We start from the raw sequence: 15,912 nt of genomic DNA, 5'->3' as shown, positions 1-15,912 counted from the left end.
CGGTCGGTGTTGTGAGCGCGATACCTGTGAGGCGTAAACATGCCTCTGAGGCATAACGCTCGTCGACGGCCGAGTTGATCGGTCCCGATAGGATCGCCGGTCGTGACCCCGAACTCACGCCGACTGTCCGTCCGGCTGAAGCCGCTTCGGAGCTGGGCGCCGGCGCTGGTCCTGTTGGGGGCGGTGGTCGCGGCCACGGGGATCGTGGCCGTCGGACTCCGCAACTCCCCCACCGCACCGTCCCGGGCCGTGCTGGTCTCCAGCGGCGCGTGGGCGCCGTTCGTGGGTCCCGATCTGCCCGACGGCGGGCCGGTGACGCAGTTGGTCGTCGAGTTGCTCAGCCGGTCGGGATACTCCCCCGAGGTCAGGTACACGTCCTGGGCCCTGGCCGAGGAGAAGGTCTCCTCCGGTGCCTCCATCGGGGCGTTCCCGCTGGTGGGCAGCGAGCCACGGCGTAACAAGTTCCTCCTGTCCGACCCGCTCATCGACTTCGAGTACGTGCTGTTCTACAACCGCCGCAGCGGCGAGCCGAAGATCTCGTCCGCCGGCGACCTCGGTGCGTTACGGGTGGGCGGGATAGCCGGGTACGACTACTGGGACGAACTGGAGTCCGCCGTTCCCGAATTCGTGGAGTTCGGATCGACCCTGGAGGGCTTCCGGGCGCTCGCCGACGGCCGGATCGACCTGCTCGCCGAAGGGCTGCTCTCCGGGCAGGCGGTGCTCGCCGACCCGTCCTTCGCCGGTGACGCCGGGGACTTCGGTCACCTCCAGGGCGACAGCCCGCTGGTGCATTCGGTGCAGGGCCTGCACTTCATGATGGCGGACACCGACGAGGCCGCCTCGGTGATGGCGAAGCTCAACGCGATGCTCACGAAGATGCGTCAGAGCCAGGAGTACGAGGACATCGTCGCCGAACTCGAACCGTCCGCGTCCCGCGAGGTGACCCTGACGCCGGTCGCCGCGTCAGGCCTGGTGGAACTCCTCGACCAGGGAGGCAAGCGGGTTCTGCTCGCCCCGAAGGGCACCAGGGCGCAGGTGCTGGCCTGGCCCGAGGCGTTCGTCGAAACCGCAGGCCCGCCGCCGGCCCAGGTCCTCGTCAAGGTGAAGATCACCAACGGTCCCGCGCAGGGCCGGGTGCTGCACGTCGATGCCCGAGCCCTGCTGCTCGATCCGGGGGCATGATGATCCAGTTACGGATCCTGGCCCCGGTGACGGTGGACTACTACGCCGTGCCGGGTGCGTCGCTACGCGATCCGCACGGGTACGCGCGGTTCTGGGCCGAACAGCAGCCGGCGGTGGACGAGCTGCTCAGGGCCCTGGCCCCGGGCCCGGTGGCGGGTCAACCCTGGCGTCCCCCGTCCGTCGTGCTGGAGCACACGCGGGCCACACGTTCCTTGAACCTCTACCGCACCATCGATGATCATGCCATCGAGCGCACGATGCACGTCCTCACCGGCGCGCTGTACCCCGAGCACCTGCCAGGTGAGTTCAGCGGCGTCACCAGCGACCCGCAGGCCGGGGTCATCGAGATCAGCTTTCGGCTCTACGACCACGGCCTGATGTTGCTGGAGATACTGACGGACGTTGATCCACGGCCCGGCGAGCACACCGATGGCCTGGCGAACCGGCTCGACGAACTCCAGGCCCGAGCGGTGGCGATGGGTGAGCGGGTGGCGCGGGAGGTCGTCGCGCAGTACCTGGACCCGCTGCTGCGTCTGCTGCGCACGGCCGACCGGGACGACCGGATCCTGGTCCCTGCCACCCCTGAAGACGACCCGTTGACGGCGGAGTTCGGCGAACCGCTCTGGGTCACCCGCAGCCTCATACTCGACCCGGCCGAGCCGGGAGCCGATGCGGTGACGCGACACTGGATCAAAGACGTGGTGATCGCCGACGACGTCCGTAGCCCGGCGGACCGGCTGCTCGACGGCGACCTGGAACACCTGGTCCGCTGGCTGAACTACCTCTTCCTGGACCGCACCGGGGTGGGCGGCCGGATGCTGCCCGGTGACCCGTTCCGCGACCAGTGGGACGCCCTGCGCTACGCGCAGGTGTTCTACGGCGCGCTCGACCGGATCGACAGCCGACTGTCGAAGATCCTCGCGGATTCGGCGGCGGCGGGTTCCCGCTGGGAACTGGAGCAGCTCAAGGGGAACCTGCTGGGGCTGAGCCAGCGCGCCGAGCTGATCATCATGGAGCGGCAGGACCTGTCGAAGTACCTCAAGCGCGCGGTACGGGCGGAGATGGACGCCATCCTCGAGTTCTGGGACTACGAGAGCCTCCTGGCGCAGCCGGTCCGTTTCAAGATCGAGGTCTGCGACCGACGCCTGGCCGAACTGGCCGCACGGCGCACGACTCGTTCGGCGATGTTCACCGACCTCATCCTGCTGGGTATCGGTGTGACGTCGATCCTGGGCACGGCGCTCGCGGTGACCGAGTTCGGGCGCTCGATGACCAGCGACCCCGGAATGGCGGTCTACGACCTGGGACGCTCGTCCATCATGGGGTGGATCGCCGGGCAGCCGGCGGACGCCATTCTGATCACGTCCGGCATGGTGTCGCTGCTGCTGGTGATCATGTATTTGTTCTTCCGTCGCGACCGGACCTGATGCGAACAGCCCTGCGCAGTCGCCCGATCCGGACGCTGGCGATCACCCAGTTCCTGCTCGAAGTGCAGTTCTGGTTTCCCATCTGGCTGATCTACCTGCTCGACCTGGGCTTCCCGCTGACAACGGCGGTGCTCGCCGACGGAGCGTTCCGGATCGTCTCGGTGATCTGCGAGTTCCCGGTGGGGCTGGTCGCCGACCGGATCGGGCGGCGGCTCACCTATCTGACGTTGGCCGGTACGACGGTGCTGACCTTCACCGTCATCACGCAGATCCGCTCGGTGCAGGTGCTGTTCGGAGCGTGGGTGCTCTGGGGTGTGCTGTGGGCGCTGTCGTCCGGCGCCGCCAGCACCTACCTGTACGAGCTGTGCGCCCAGGACGCTCTCGACATCAACCCGGCCAGGGCGTTCGGGCTGGTACGGGCGGCCGGCAACATTTCCGTGCTCGTCTCGTTGCTGGCCGCGGGCTACCTGTACGACGTGGACCACCGGCTCCCGTTCGCCGTCACCGCCGCACTGGCCGCGGTCGCGTTGCTGCTCGCGTACACGCTGCCGGAGATCGCCGGCTCACGGGTGGTCGCCACGCTCGCCTCGGTGCTGGCGGACATCCGGGGCGCGGCAGCCGACCCCCGGGTACGCCAGGCCGTTCAGTTGGGGGCGCTGCTGCTGCTGTTCGGCTGGAGTGCCCGCATCCTCTTCCAGCCACTCGCGCTGCATCTGGGCCTGTCCGCGCAGGTCACCGGCTGGATGTACGGGGTGTTCGCGGCCGCCTCGGCGCTCGGTGGGCTGGTCGCCGGATACGTCCGCACGCCGCACCGCGCGAAGGCGCTGAGCGCCGCGTTCCTCCTCATCCTTGCCGCGCTGGTGGCGACCAACCAGGTGGACCGGCTCGGCCCGTTCCTCTTCCTGCCGATGATGGGATTCGGATACACCCTCGGCCTGACCGTGCTGGAGGTCTTCACCAACGAGGTCACCCCACGAGCGGTACGCGCCACGGTATTCGGGGTTATCGCCTGTGTCGGTGGCGTCGGTATCGCCGTGGCCCGCCCCGGTCTCGGGATGCTGGCCGAGCGGCACTCCACGTCCTTCGCGTTCGGGATCTGGGCCGGCATGGGCGTGCTGCTGATCAGTCTGGCAGTGCCGGGGATCCGCCGGATCCGGCTCGTTGCCCGCCCGTCACCCGACCGCTGAGCGGCAGCCGGTGGGTCGGCGGCGGGCCTGCCGACCCCTTGCGGTACGAAGACAGGGTGAGTGCCGCCAGCGTGACGCCCCTTGCCCTGTCCACCGCACCGTCGGTGAACTGCCAGGGCAGTTCCTCCTGCGAATTCCTGTACCGGATGACCCACTCGGCCTGGTTCGCCGAGGGCAGCTACTGGATCCTGCTCAAGCCGCTGCGGGTGCTGCTGATCGTGGCGCTGGCGATGTTCGCCCGCTGGGCGTTGCACCGGACGATCGACCGGCTGGTCCGGACCACCACCGACGGTGCGGTGCCGACGATGCTGCGGCCACTGCGCGAACGGGTGCCCACCGCCGCGGCCGATCCCACCGAGTTCGTGCCGGAGCGGCGTCGACAGCGGGCCGAGGCGATCGGTTCGGTGCTGCGCAGTCTGACCACCGCGTTCGTCTTCGGCATCGCGCTGCTGATGATCCTGCGCGAGTTCAGCTTCGACCTGGCTCCGCTGCTGGCCAGCGCCGGGATCGCCGGCGTCGCGCTGGGCTTCGGCGCGCAGAGCCTCGTCAAGGACCTGATCGCCGGGTTGTTCATGCTGATCGAGGACCAGTACGGCGTGGGTGACACCGTCGACCTGGGCGAGGCGACCGGCGTGGTCGAGTCGGTCGGGCTGCGGGTCACCACCGTGCGCGACGGCCGCGGTGTCCTCTGGTACATCCGCAACGGCGAGATCATCCGGGTGGGCAACAAGAGCCAGGGGTGGGCCCTGGTCGTGGTGGACCTTCCGATCGGCTTCAGCGGCACCGAGGAGGCGACCGCCGTGCTGCGGACCGCCGCCGCGTCGGTGGCGGTGGACCCGGAGCTGTCGCCGGAGATCGTGGAGGCGCCGGAGGTGCTGGGCGTCGAACAGATGACGGTGGACGGCGCGGTGATCCGGACCGTGGTGAAGACGACCGCCGACGGGCAGTTCGCGGTCGGACGGGAGCTGCGCCGACGGCTGGCGGAGGCGCTGGAGAACTCGGGGATCACCGCACAGATCGCCTCCTCGCGCATTTATCCCGGTCTACCGGTCCGGCCGCTGGCCGACGGCGAGACTGGTCAGGGCGGCGCGACCTGACCCGGCGGGCACTGTCCGCGAATCCAGGGGTCGCGGGCCACCCGGCCCCTCAGGTATCGTCCGTTCGTTCAGTCGGGGATGCGACGAACGATCCGTTCGCGCTAGCTAGTTGTCAGACGATCGGGCAGAATCCGGAGCACGCGTTCCCGCCGGAGCGTGATCACATCCTCGCTGATCCGTAGATCTGACGAGTGTTCCCGGCCGGGCTGCCACGAGCGGTCACCCCGGGGGCCGATGGAGGCGACGGTGCCCGACGAGCGACCTTCCGTGGAAGGCCCAGCCACTTTCCGCGAGGTGTTCGACCAACGCGAGTTCCGGGCCGTCTTCACGGCCGGCGCCCTCTCCTGGGTCGGTGACTACGTCGCGAAGGCCGCCGTCACCCTGCTCGTCTATCAACAGACCGAGTCCGTCGCGCTCTCCGCCGCCGCCTTCGCGGTCAGCTACCTGCCCTGGCTGCTCGGTGGCCCTCTGCTCGCCGCGCTCGCCGAGCGGTACCCGTACCGGCGGGTGATGGTGACGTGTGACGTGATCCGGATGGCGCTGATGCTGCTCATCGCCATCCCGAACCTGCCGGTCCCGGCAGTGCTGATGCTGATCTTCGCCGCCACGCTGGCCAACCCGCCGAGCCAGGCGGCGAAGTCCGCACTGGTACCGCAGATCCTCGCCGGCGACCGGCTGGTGCTCGGATTGTCGCTGAACAGCAGCGTCGGACAGGCCGCCCAGGTCGTCGGCTACCTGATCGGCGCCGCGGTCGCCGCGATCGACCCGGCCCTCGCGCTGCTGATCAACGCGTTGACCTTCGCCATCTCGGCGCTGATCGTCCGCCTGGGCGTTCGCGACCGGGCCCCACTGATGACCACCGCGCACCGTAGCCACCTGCTCCGCGAGACCGCTCAGGGATTCCAGATCGTCTTCGGCACACCGGTGCTGCGGGCCATCGCGGTGCTGGTGTTCAGCGCGATGCTCTTCTCGATCGTTCCGGAGGGGCTGGCGGCGGCCTGGGCCAACAAGGATGCCGGCGGCGACCTGGACGCCGGCGTGGCACAGGCGGTGATCATGGTGGCCAATCCGGTCGGTTTCATCCTCGGCGGGTTGCTGGTGAGCCGACTGTTCGGCCCGGCCCGTCGGCTGGCACTGATGCGGCCGCTGGCCGTGTTCGCCCCACTGGTGCTCGTGCCGGCGCTGTTCGACCCGCCGCCGCTGGTGGTGGCGCTGCTCGCGGCGCTCTGTGGCTTCGCGGTCGCCGGCATGATGCCGATGGCCAACGGGCTGTTCGTCCAGGCGCTGCCCGCCGCCTTCCGGGCCCGCGCGTTCGGCGTGATGGCCACCGGTGTGCAGGTCATCCAGGGTGTGGCGGTGCTGGTCACCGGGTTGCTCGCCGAGCGGTTCGACATCCCGCTGGTGGTCGGCGTGTGGAGCGCGGCCGGGGTGCTGCTGATGACGGTGGCCGCGCTGCGCTGGCCGGAGAAGCAGACGGTGGACCGGGCGATCGCGGCGGCGACCGCCGCCAACGCCGAGTCACCGGGCAGCGAGCCGAGCCTGGACGGCCCGACCGCCGACGGCACGGCGGCGGGCCCCGAGCCGCGCACCGGTGACGGCCGCCGCCGGCACGCGGTCACCTGAGCCGGCCCCTGCCGCGCCGACAGGAGCGGGCCGGCGTGACCCGACGCACGGCGTCCGGGTCGGGCTGGCCCCGGCCACACCTGGCAGGATGGAACGGTGAACCCCGCAGGCGAATCCGACCGTCCCGGTGCGTCGACAACCCTCTTCGAGGCGGTCGGCGGTGAACCCACCTTCCGCAAGCTGGTGGACGAGTTCTACGCCGGCGTCGCCACCGATCCCCTGCTGCGGCCCATGTACCCGGAGGAGGACCTGGGCCCGGCGGCGGACCGGCTGACCCTGTTCCTGATGCAGTACTGGGGCGGCCCGAACACGTACTCCGCCCAGCGGGGGCACCCACGGCTGCGGATGCGGCACGCCCCGTTCCGCATCGGTCTGGCCGAGCGGGACGCCTGGCTGCGGCACATGCGCCGCGCCGTGGACCGGCTCGACCTGGAGCCGCAGGTCGCCGGCGCTCTCTGGGACTACCTGGAGCGGGCCGCGTACTTCATGGTCAACGCCATGGAGGACGCGGCCGACGGCGCCTGACGGGCCCGCACCGGCACCCGCCCGGCGGCGGCCTCAGAGCAGCGCGCCCTCGTCGTGCAGCCAGTCCACGAAGCTGGTGGCCACGGCGGCGCCGCAGTCGAGCATCTCCACCAGCAGCGCGTCGTGGGTGCCGGCAGCGAGCGGCACCTGAAGCTCGGCGTAGATCGGCAGCTGCCCGCGCTCGGTCGGGTCACCGATGTACGCCTTGCAGAACCGACGGGTGTGGTTCCACTCGTTGACCACCCGGTAGGCCCGGTCGGCCCAGTCCGGCGGCACCGTGGCGTGCGGACGGGCCCGCATCACCAGGATCTCGTCCTCCGGCCCCTCGAGGGTGACCAGCACGGCGTGCCGCTCCCACATGGCCAGCAGGTTGCCGTCGCCGTCGGCCAGGTATCGCACGTCGAGCAGATCGAGTGCGTCACACACCCGGCGCAGGCTCACCGGCTCGACGGTGGCCGGCATCTCGGTCAGCACGGGCCGCTCGTTGCCCGGGCAGTCGTCCCCCGGCTGGCGAGGGCTGGGCGGTCCGACACGGACCGCGCTCTCCACTGTGACCCCGCTTCGGGTTTCCGGCTCGCCGCCCTCGGCGGGACCCGGGCGCCATGACCACCACGGCATCGCTCGCGCACCTCACTCCCCAGCGGATCCAGCCGCCTACGGTGCGTTGGATCCGAGGATGGACGGTACCCGGACAGCCGGGTTGAAGCACCCCCCCAACGACCGCCTGGGCCCAGAAGAATGACCAGGGGTCATCCGTTCGGACGAGTCGCCAGGGGCGTCACGGCGAGATCCGTGGCCTTCTGCAACCAGGCCGCTCCGTATGGTCCCACCAGGCCGACCCAACGGCCGGCCACCCGCACCTGGACGGCGGCCTCCGCAGGAGCGCCCGCCGGGCCGTCAGCGGGGCCCAGGAAGCCCATCCGGATCAGCCCCTGCACCAGTCGCTGCGGCACCTCGACCGGCGGGCCGGGCGGGTCGTCCGGCGTGACCAGCACGGCCACGTGGTCGAGCAGCGCGTCGCGGAGCGCCCGCTGGCCGACCGCGCGGCCGGCCACGCCGTGCTCGCTCGCGGACCGCAGGGTGCCGGCCGCCGCGCCCGCGATCCGCCGCAGCTCGGCGGCGGGCAGCGCCTCCACCGGCCGGCTGCGCGCCGGTGGCAGCGGCCACCGCCACTGCGCGTCCCGGCGTGCCGGCAGAGCCGAGCCCCCGCGTTCCAGCTCGGCCAGCAGCTCCGGAGCCGCCACCGTGACGTCCGTGGACGCGCCGTCGCCCGGACCACCGTCCACCGTCCGGACCACCAGCACCTGCCACGGCAGCCGCGCCCAGAGGGCGACCCGACCGGCGGCGCCGGCCGGCCGCAGCCGGACCGGCGCGACCGGATCCAGCCGGACCAGCCGGGCCAGGAAGGCGCCCGCGTCGGCCACCCCGGTGAGGCCGTGCCCGGGCGCCGCCTCGTGTTCCGGTCCCGCCGTGCCCGGCCGCGTCACGCCGTGCCAACCTGCGGGGCGTAGGTGAGCAGGAACTCGCGCTCCTCGGCCGTGATCCGGCGGGGCACCTGGCGGGTCAGGTCGAACGGCACCAGCACCGAGCGGGCCCGGCTGGCCAGCACCTCACCGTCGTACAGCTCGTAGGCGACGGTGAACCGGGAGGCCCGGATTTCCTCCACCCACAGCTCGATCCGGACGGTGGGCGCGGCCTCCGCGGTGGCCCGACCCAGCGCGTAGTCGACCGGGCGCAGGTAGTCGACCTCGTGCCGACGGATCACCACCCCGTCGGCGAACGAGCCGACCCCCCAGGCCCGGCCACCGGCGAACATCAACGCCACCCGCGCCTCCTCGTACAGGGTGAGGAAGCGCGAGTTGTTGACGTGGCCGTACGCGTCCAGGTCGGACCAGCGCAGTGTGCAGTGATAGACGAACCGGTCAGACACCGTCGCGGCCGGTCAGTCGCGGGTCAGCTTGCGGTAGGTCACCCGGTGCGGCCGGGCGGCCTCCGCGCCGAGGCGGTCGATCTTGTTCTTCTCGTACGCCTCGAAGTTGCCCTCGAACCAGAACCAGTTCGCCGGGTTCTGGTCGTCGCCCTCCCAGGCCAGGATGTGCGTGGCGACCCGGTCCAGGAACATCCGGTCGTGGGAGATGACCACGGCGCAGCCGGGGAACTCCAGCAGCGCGTTCTCCAGGCTGGAGAGCGTCTCCACGTCCAGGTCGTTCGTCGGCTCGTCGAGCAGGATGACGTTGCCGCCGATCTTGAGCGTCAGCGCCAGGTTGAGCCGGTTGCGCTCACCACCGGAGAGCACCTTGGTCGGCTTCTGCTGGTCCGGTCCCTTGAAACCGAATGCGGCGATGTACGCCCGCGACGGCATCTCGACCTTGCCGACCATCAGGTAGTCCAGCCCGTCGGAGACGACCTCCCAGACGGTCTTGTCGCCGTCGAGGCCCTGCCGGTTCTGGTCGACGTACGACAGCGAGACGGTGGGACCGACCCGGACGTCGCCGCTGGTCGGCTCCTCCAACCCGACGATGGTCTTGAAGAGCGTGGTCTTGCCGACACCGTTCGGGCCGATGATGCCGACGATGCCGTTGCGGGGCAGCGAGAACGACAGGTTGTCGATCAGCAGCCGGTCGCCGAAGCCCTTGCTGAGACTGTGCGCCTCGATGACCGTGCTGCCCAGGCGCGGGCCCGGCGGGATCTGGATCTCCTCGAAGTCGAGTTTCCGGGTCTTCTCCGCCTCGGTGGCCATCTCGTCGTACCGGTCCAGGCGTGCCTTGGACTTGGTCTGCCGGGCCTTGGCGTTGGAGCGGACCCACTCCAGCTCCTCGGTGAGGCGCTTCTTCATCTTGGCGTCGCGGCGACCCTCGACGGCCAGCCGGGCGGCCTTCTTCTCCAGGTACGTGGAGTAGTTGCCCTCGTACGGGTAGGTGCGACCGCGGTCCAGCTCCAGGATCCAGTTGGCCACGTTGTCGAGGAAGTACCGGTCGTGCGTGATCGCCATGACGGTGCCGGCGTACTTGGCCAGGTGCTGCTCCAGCCAGGAGACGCTCTCCGCGTCCAGGTGGTTCGTGGGCTCGTCGAGCAGCAGCAGGTCGGGCGCCTCCAGCAGCAGCTTGCAGAGCGCGACGCGGCGGCGCTCACCACCGGAGAGCTGGGTCACGTCGGCGTCCGGCGGCGGGCAGCGCAGGGCGTCCATGGCCAGTTCGAGCTTGGAGTCGACGTCCCAGGCGTCGAGGTGGTCCAGCTCCTCCTGGAGCTTGCCCATCTCCTCCATCAGCTCGTCGGAGTAGTCGGTCGCCATCTGCTCGGCGATCTTGTTGAACCGCTCCAGCTTGGCCTTGGTCTCGGCGACCGCCTCCTCGACGTTGCCGAGCACGGTCTTGGCGTCGTTGAGCGGGGGCTCCTGCGCGAGCATCCCGACGGTGTAGCCGGGCATGAGCCGGGCCTCGCCGTTGCTCGGCTTGTCCAAGCCTGCCATGATCTTGAGGAGGCTGGACTTACCGGCGCCGTTCGGGCCGAGCACACCGATCTTGGCCCCCGGCAGGAAGCTCAACGTCACGTTGTCGAGCACGACCTTGTCGCCGTGCGCCTTGCGCGCCTTTTCCAGGACGTAGATGTACTGGGCCACGGTGCGGGCTACCTCCGTCGGTTGCTGTCGCATGATGGGCGGCGCGGCGCGGGCTGCGACCTCCGCCCGCCGCCGCCGACCGGGAGCCGGCCGCGCGCACGCCATCGTCAATCCTGACAGGTACGGCCCGCTTCGCCCACATCACCCCGCCCCAGGAGTACGTCGTGCCGCTCACCGCACCACCCTGTCAACAAGATCACGGTTCCGATTCAGCCCCTGCGGGGTGGGTACGGAACTCCGGCACGGGGGAACAGAGGCCGCAGCTACGCTCAGTACGCTCATCGCGGTGGACCCGTCAGCACCCGGAGGTGGCCGATCGTGACCGTCCGTAGCTCCTTTGTCGTAGTGGCGAACCGCCTGCCGGTCGACGAGGTGAGCACACCCGAGGGACGGCAGTGGCGACGCAGCCCGGGCGGGCTGGTCACCGCGCTGCATCCCGTCCTCGCCGAGCACCAGGGCACCTGGGTCGGCTGGGCCGGCGGCACCGGCGCCGCCCCCGAGCCGTTCGACCTGGAGGGCATCAGGCTGCACCCGGTCCCGTTGAGCGCCGAGGAGTTGGAGCGCTACTACGAGGGCCAGTCCAACGCGACGATCTGGCCGCTCTATCACGACGCGGTGGAGACGCCGGCCTACAAGCGCCGTTGGCGCGAGGCGTACCGCCTGGTCAACGCGCGCTTCGCGGAGGCCGCGGCGGACGTCGCGGCCGAGGGCGCGACGGTGTGGGTGCAGGACTACCAGCTCCAGCTCGTCCCGGCGATGCTCCGCGAGCTGCGGCCGGACCTGCGGATCGGCTTCTTCCTGCACATCCCGTTCCCGCCGATCGAGCTGTTCATGCAGATGCCGTTCCGCACCGAGATCCTGCGCGGCCTGCTCGGCGCCGACCTGGTCGGCTTCCAGCAGCGGCTGGCGGCGCAGAACTTCGTCCGGCTGGCCCGGCACCTGCTGGGGCTCCGCTACGAGGGGCAGATGATCCAGGTCGACGGTCGGCAGGTGAAGGCGGGCGCCTTCCCCATCTCGATCGACACCCAGGAGATGGAACGGATGGCCGCCGACCCGGCGGTGCAGGCCCGGGCCAAGCAGATTCGCGCCGAGCTGGGCGACCCGAAGACGATAATCCTGGGCGTGGACCGGCTGGATTACACCAAGGGCATCGAGTTGCGCCTGAAGGCCTTCCGCGAGCTGCTGGCTGACGGAAAGTTGACAGTCCCGGACGCGGTCATGGTGCAGGTGGCCACGCCGAGCCGGGAACGCGTCGAGCACTACCAGGCGCTTCGGGTCAAGGTGGAGCGCGAGGTTGGTCGGATCAATGGCGAATTCGGCAGGGTCGGCGTGCCGGCGGTGCACTATCTGCATCAGTCGTACAGTCGCAGTGAACTGGCCGCGATGTACGTTGCTGCCGACGTGATGATGGTGACCCCGCTGCGAGACGGAATGAATCTGGTGGCCAAGGAGTACGTCGCATCGCGCGCCGACCAGGGTGGCGCGCTCGTGCTCAGTGAATTCGCCGGCGCTGCCACCGAGCTGCGCCAGGCCTTTTTGTGTAACCCGCACGACCCGGACGCGGTCAAGGACGCCCTCCTCCGGGCCGTGCACGTGGAGAAAACCGAGGCACGCCGCCGAATGCGGACAATGCAACGCCACCTGCGTACCCACGACGTGGGGCACTGGGCCAAGTCTTTCCTCTCCGAGCTTGGAGTCTCCGAGGCGGAGGCCGCGTGAACACGTCCGTCAACGACGGAGCGGTGATCTCCACCGAGGTGATGGACCCCGAGCTGCGCGCCGCCATCGGCCGGATCGCCCGGGTCCCCCAGCTTCTGATCGCCTGCGACTACGACGGCACACTGGCGCCGATCGTGGAGGACCCGAGCACGGCCGTACCGCTGCCCGAGTCGGTGGCCGCGATCCGCGCGCTCGCCGCGCTGCCGCAGACCACCGTGGCGGTGGTCTCCGGCCGGGCGCTGCGCGACCTGGCCGCGCTCTCCCGGCTGCCCAGCGAGGTGCACCTCGTCGGCAGCCACGGCTCCGAGTTCGACATCGGCTTCGTCGAGCGGCTCTCCCCCGAGCTGGTCGCGGTCCGTAACCGGGTCCGGGACGCGCTGCGCGAGATCGCCGCCGAACACCCGGGCATCCGGCTGGAACGCAAGCCGGCCAGCGTCGCGGTGCACACCCGGGGGGTCGACCCGCAGGTCGCCGCGGCGGCCATCGAGGCGGTCCGCAACGGTCCGGCCAGGTTCGACGACGTGACGGTCACCCAGGGCAAGGAGGTCATCGAGCTCTCCGTGGTGGCCACCCACAAGGGCACCGCCGTCGACCAGTTGCGCACCCAGCTCGCGGCCAGCGCGGTGCTCTTCATCGGCGACGACGTGACCGACGAGAACGCGTTCGGCAACCTGCACGGTCCGGACCTCGGCATCAAGATCGGTCCCGGGGACACCCAGGCCGGCTACCGGGTGGCCGAGCCGTTGGAGGCGGCCCGCGCGCTCGGGCTGCTGCTGGAGACCCGCCGCCACTGGCTGTTCGGCGAGCGGGCGGTGCCGATCGAGCGGCACTCCATGCTCGCCAACGGCCGCACCGTCGCGCTGCTCACGCCCGACGCCAAGGTCAGCTGGCTGTGCCACCCCAAGCCGGACTCGGCGGCGATCTTCGCCGACCTGGTCGGTGGCAGCCCGGCCGGCCACTTCAGCATCGTCCCGGAGCGCGGCGGCATCCCCCTGGGCCAGCGCTACCGCTCCGGCACCATGACGGTGGAGACCCGGTGGTCCGGGCTCACCGTCACCGACTGGCTGGACAAGCCGGCCCGGGAGACCACCCCGGACGGCCCGGCGGTGGTGACCGGCGACTCGACCCTCGTCCGGGTGCTCACCGGCAGCGGCCGCGTCCGGCTGGAGTTCGCGCCGCGGCCCGAGTTCGGTCAGGTCGCCGTGCAGTTGCAGCCGCTCGGCGACGGCCTGCTGGTGCTCGGCTCCAACGAACCGTTCGCGCTCTACTCCCCCGGGGTGGAGTGGCAGGTCAGCAACGACGGGGGCTACGAGACCGCCAAGGCGGTCGTCGACCTCTCCGCCGCCGGCGGGCAGGTCGTGCTGGAGTTGCGCTTCGGCACGCACAGCCTGGAGCACCACCGGGTGCCGATCCACGACCGGCAGGCCGCGGCCGAGCAGCCGTGGAAGGACTGGGTCGCCTCGCTGCGGCTGCCGTCCACCGCCCGCGACCTGGTCGCCCGCAGCGCGCTCACCCTGCGCGGCTTGTGCCACGAGGCCACCGGTTCGATCCTGGCCGCGGCGACCACCTCGCTCCCGGAGGAGCTGGGCGGCGTCCGCAACTGGGACTACCGCTACTGCTGGCTCCGCGACGCGGCGCTGACCGCCCGCGCCCTGGTCGACCTCGGTTCCATCGAGGAGGCCGAGGCGCTGCTGCGCTGGGTGGACGGCTGTATCGAGCGCACCGGCGGGCACCCGGAGCGGCTGCACCCGCTCTACACCATCGACGGCTACGAGCTCGGCGCCGAGGCGGTCATCGACACCCTGCCCGGGTACGCCGGCTCCCGTCCGGTCCGGGTCGGCAACCTCGCCAACCACCAGCTCCAGCTGGACGTCTTCGGCCCGATCGCCGACCTGATCGCGGCCGTCGCCGACGCTCGCGGCTCGGTCCGCGACGACGAGTGGCGGGTCCTGGACAACATGGTCGAGGCGGTCCGCCGCCGCTGGCACGAGCCCGACCACGGCATCTGGGAAGCCCGGCTCCCACCCCGGCACCACGTCTTCTCCAAGGTGATGTGCTGGATGACCGTCGACCGGGCGCTGCACGTGATGCGCCAGCACGGCGGCGAGGACCGGGCCGACTGGAAGGAGCTGCGCGACCGGATCGCCGACAACGTGCTGGAGCACGGCTGGCACGAGGACGTCGAGGCGTACAGCGTCGCGTACGGCGACGAGGACATGGACGCCTCGTCGCTCTGGATCGGCCTCTCCGGCCTGCTTCCGGGCGACGACCCGCGCTTCCTGTCCACGGTGCTGCGGATCGAGGCGGACCTGCGCAGCGGCCCGGTCGTCTACCGGTACCACTGGGACGACGGCCTGCCCGGCCGCGAGGGCGGCTTCCACATCTGCACGGCGTGGCTGATCGAGGCGTACCTGCGCACCGGCCGCCGCACCGACGCCGAGGAGCTGTTCGCGCAGATGGTGCTCACCGCCGGCCCGACCGGGCTGCTCCCCGAGCAGTACGACCCGCTCGCCGAGCGCGGGCTGGGCAACCACCCGCAGGCGTACAGCCACCTCGGCCTGATCCGGTGCGCCCTGCTGCTGGACAACATGCTCAAGCAGTAGTCGATCGCTGGTACGTCGAAGGGGCCGGAGCGCGTGCGCTCCGGTCCCGCCATCTTGCGTTTCTCAGTGATCGTTGGCAGGTCAGCGACTCGACACGGCGGCAAATGCCCTCCTGAACTGCCAACGATCACTCGAGTCGGTCAACTCTCAACTCCGCGAATCGGCAGGAGTGCGCCCAGTTCCTCAGCCGTCGAGGGCGCCCACCACGTCGCCCACCACCACGACGGCGGGCGGGCGCACGTCGGCCGCGAGCACGTCGGCGGCCACCGCGCCGAGGGTGGACCGCAGCGTCCGCTGGGCGCCCGTCGTGCCCTCCTGCACCACGGCAGCCGGTGTCTGCGGCGAGCGCCCGTGCGCGATCAGGGTGGCCGTGATCGCGGCGAGGTTCTTCAGCCCCATCAGGATCACCAGCGTGCCGCGCAGGCCGGCGAGCGCGTCCCAGCGCACCAGCGAGACCGGCGAGTCGGGGGCGACGTGCCCGGAGACCACGGTGAACTCGTGCGCCACCGCGCGGTGGGTGACCGGGATTCCGGCCGCGGCCGGCGCGGCGATCGAGCTGGTCACCCCGGGGACGACGGTCACCGGCACACCGGCCGCCGCGCACGCCAAAAGCTCCTCGCCGCCCCGGCCGAAGACGTACGGGTCACCGCCCTTGAGCCGAACCACCAGAGCGCCGGACCGGGCCCGATCCACCAGGATCCGGTTGATCTCCTCCTGCGCACGGGACGGGCCGTAGGGGATCTTCGAGGCGTCCACCAACTCGACGTCGGGGCGTAGCTCGTCCAGGAGCAGCCCGGGCACCAGCCGGTCGGCGACCACCACGTCCGCCTCGGTGAGCAGCCGCCAGCCCTTCACCGTGATCAGCTCCGGGTCACCCGGTCCCGCCCCCACCAGCGCCACCCGCCCGCGCTGGTGGGGGCGGGACCGGGT

General features: G+C 70.9%; 13 protein-coding genes. 8 read left to right on the top strand and 5 right to left on the bottom strand.

Features of this window, described 5'->3' with window-relative positions; translation table 11 throughout:
- Positions 1-102 precede the first annotated feature (102 nt).
- The 6 genes from EAD89_RS06205 to EAD89_RS06180 all read left to right on the top strand — a co-directional run bounded on the left by EAD89_RS06205 (position 103) and on the right by EAD89_RS06180 (position 7,041).
- Positions 103-1,182 (top strand): ABC transporter substrate-binding protein, encoded by a 1,080-nt coding sequence (locus tag EAD89_RS06205; protein ID WP_158610718.1) that lies wholly within the window; start codon positions 103-105, stop codon positions 1,180-1,182.
- Positions 1,179-2,609 (top strand): hypothetical protein, encoded by a 1,431-nt coding sequence (locus EAD89_RS06200; protein WP_147458765.1) that lies wholly within the window; start codon positions 1,179-1,181, stop codon positions 2,607-2,609. The genes EAD89_RS06205 and EAD89_RS06200 overlap by 4 nt, the downstream gene beginning before the upstream one ends.
- Positions 2,609-3,796, top strand: coding sequence for an MFS transporter (locus EAD89_RS06195; RefSeq protein ID WP_121652964.1), 1,188 nt, complete (start codon positions 2,609-2,611; stop codon positions 3,794-3,796). The genes EAD89_RS06200 and EAD89_RS06195 overlap by 1 nt, the downstream gene beginning before the upstream one ends.
- An 86-nt stretch (positions 3,797-3,882) precedes the next feature.
- Entirely contained in the window at positions 3,883-4,893 is a 1,011-nt protein-coding gene (locus EAD89_RS06190) for a mechanosensitive ion channel family protein (protein ID WP_233578230.1), read from the top strand.
- A gap of 234 nt (positions 4,894-5,127) precedes the next feature.
- Positions 5,128-6,516, top strand: coding sequence for an MFS transporter (locus tag EAD89_RS06185; protein WP_121675046.1), 1,389 nt, complete (start codon positions 5,128-5,130; stop codon positions 6,514-6,516).
- 96 nt (positions 6,517-6,612) lie between these two features.
- A complete protein-coding gene (locus EAD89_RS06180) occupies positions 6,613-7,041 on the top strand; it encodes a globin (protein ID WP_121652961.1) in 429 nt (142 codons plus the stop codon).
- A gap of 33 nt (positions 7,042-7,074) precedes the next feature.
- Here the strand turns inward: EAD89_RS06180 and EAD89_RS06175 are convergent, their stop codons facing one another.
- The 4 genes from EAD89_RS06175 to ettA all read right to left on the bottom strand — a co-directional run bounded on the left by EAD89_RS06175 (position 7,075) and on the right by ettA (position 10,660).
- The gene (locus EAD89_RS06175) at positions 7,075-7,659 is read right to left on the bottom strand and encodes a YbjN domain-containing protein (RefSeq protein WP_121652960.1); all 585 of its coding nucleotides are present in this window, start codon (positions 7,657-7,659) and stop codon (positions 7,075-7,077) included.
- A 131-nt stretch (positions 7,660-7,790) separates the two neighbouring features.
- Entirely contained in the window at positions 7,791-8,528 is a 738-nt protein-coding gene (locus EAD89_RS06170; protein WP_121675045.1) for a hypothetical protein, read from the bottom strand.
- On the bottom strand, positions 8,525-8,971 hold the full coding sequence (locus tag EAD89_RS06165) for a thioesterase family protein (RefSeq protein ID WP_121675044.1): 447 nt from the start codon (positions 8,969-8,971) through the stop codon (positions 8,525-8,527). The genes EAD89_RS06170 and EAD89_RS06165 overlap by 4 nt, the downstream gene beginning before the upstream one ends.
- A 12-nt stretch (positions 8,972-8,983) precedes the next feature.
- Positions 8,984-10,660, bottom strand: coding sequence for an energy-dependent translational throttle protein EttA (gene ettA / locus EAD89_RS06160; protein WP_121656100.1), 1,677 nt, complete (start codon positions 10,658-10,660; stop codon positions 8,984-8,986).
- A 318-nt stretch (positions 10,661-10,978) separates the two neighbouring features.
- Between ettA and EAD89_RS06155 the strand changes: the two genes are divergently transcribed.
- Positions 10,979-12,379, top strand: coding sequence for a trehalose-6-phosphate synthase (locus EAD89_RS06155; RefSeq protein ID WP_074313851.1), 1,401 nt, complete (start codon positions 10,979-10,981; stop codon positions 12,377-12,379).
- 41 nt (positions 12,380-12,420) lie between these two features.
- Positions 12,421-14,982 (top strand): trehalose-phosphatase, encoded by a 2,562-nt coding sequence (otsB, locus tag EAD89_RS06150; protein WP_121656099.1) that lies wholly within the window; start codon positions 12,421-12,423, stop codon positions 14,980-14,982.
- A 183-nt stretch (positions 14,983-15,165) separates the two neighbouring features.
- On the opposite strand, the gene cobA is transcribed toward otsB, so the two are convergent.
- Positions 15,166-15,912: uroporphyrinogen-III C-methyltransferase (cobA, locus tag EAD89_RS06145; RefSeq protein WP_121675067.1), on the bottom strand; the 747-nt coding region annotated here is incomplete at its 5' end.

This window comes from Micromonospora sp. BL4 (genome assembly GCF_003667505.1).
Classification (GTDB): Bacteria; Actinomycetota; Actinomycetes; order Mycobacteriales; family Micromonosporaceae; genus Micromonospora.
Note: the sequence above shows the minus strand (reverse complement) of the source record. Positions and strands in the feature narration are given on the sequence as shown.

Bases quoted from the DNA above. Each gene is read 5' to 3' on its own strand.
- EAD89_RS06185 (WP_121675046.1), top strand. From the start codon at position 5,128: ATGGAGGCGACGGTGCCCGACGAGCGACCTTCCGTGGAAGGCCCAGCC.
- EAD89_RS06175 (WP_121652960.1), bottom strand. From the start codon at position 7,659: ATGCCGTGGTGGTCATGGCGCCCGGGTCCCGCCGAGGGCGGCGAGCCG.
- otsB (WP_121656099.1), top strand. From the start codon at position 12,421: ATGGACCCCGAGCTGCGCGCCGCCATCGGCCGGATCGCCCGGGTCCCC.
- EAD89_RS06195 (WP_121652964.1), top strand. From the start codon at position 2,609: ATGCGAACAGCCCTGCGCAGTCGCCCGATCCGGACGCTGGCGATCACC.
- EAD89_RS06200 (WP_147458765.1), top strand. From the start codon at position 1,179: ATGATGATCCAGTTACGGATCCTGGCCCCGGTGACGGTGGACTACTAC.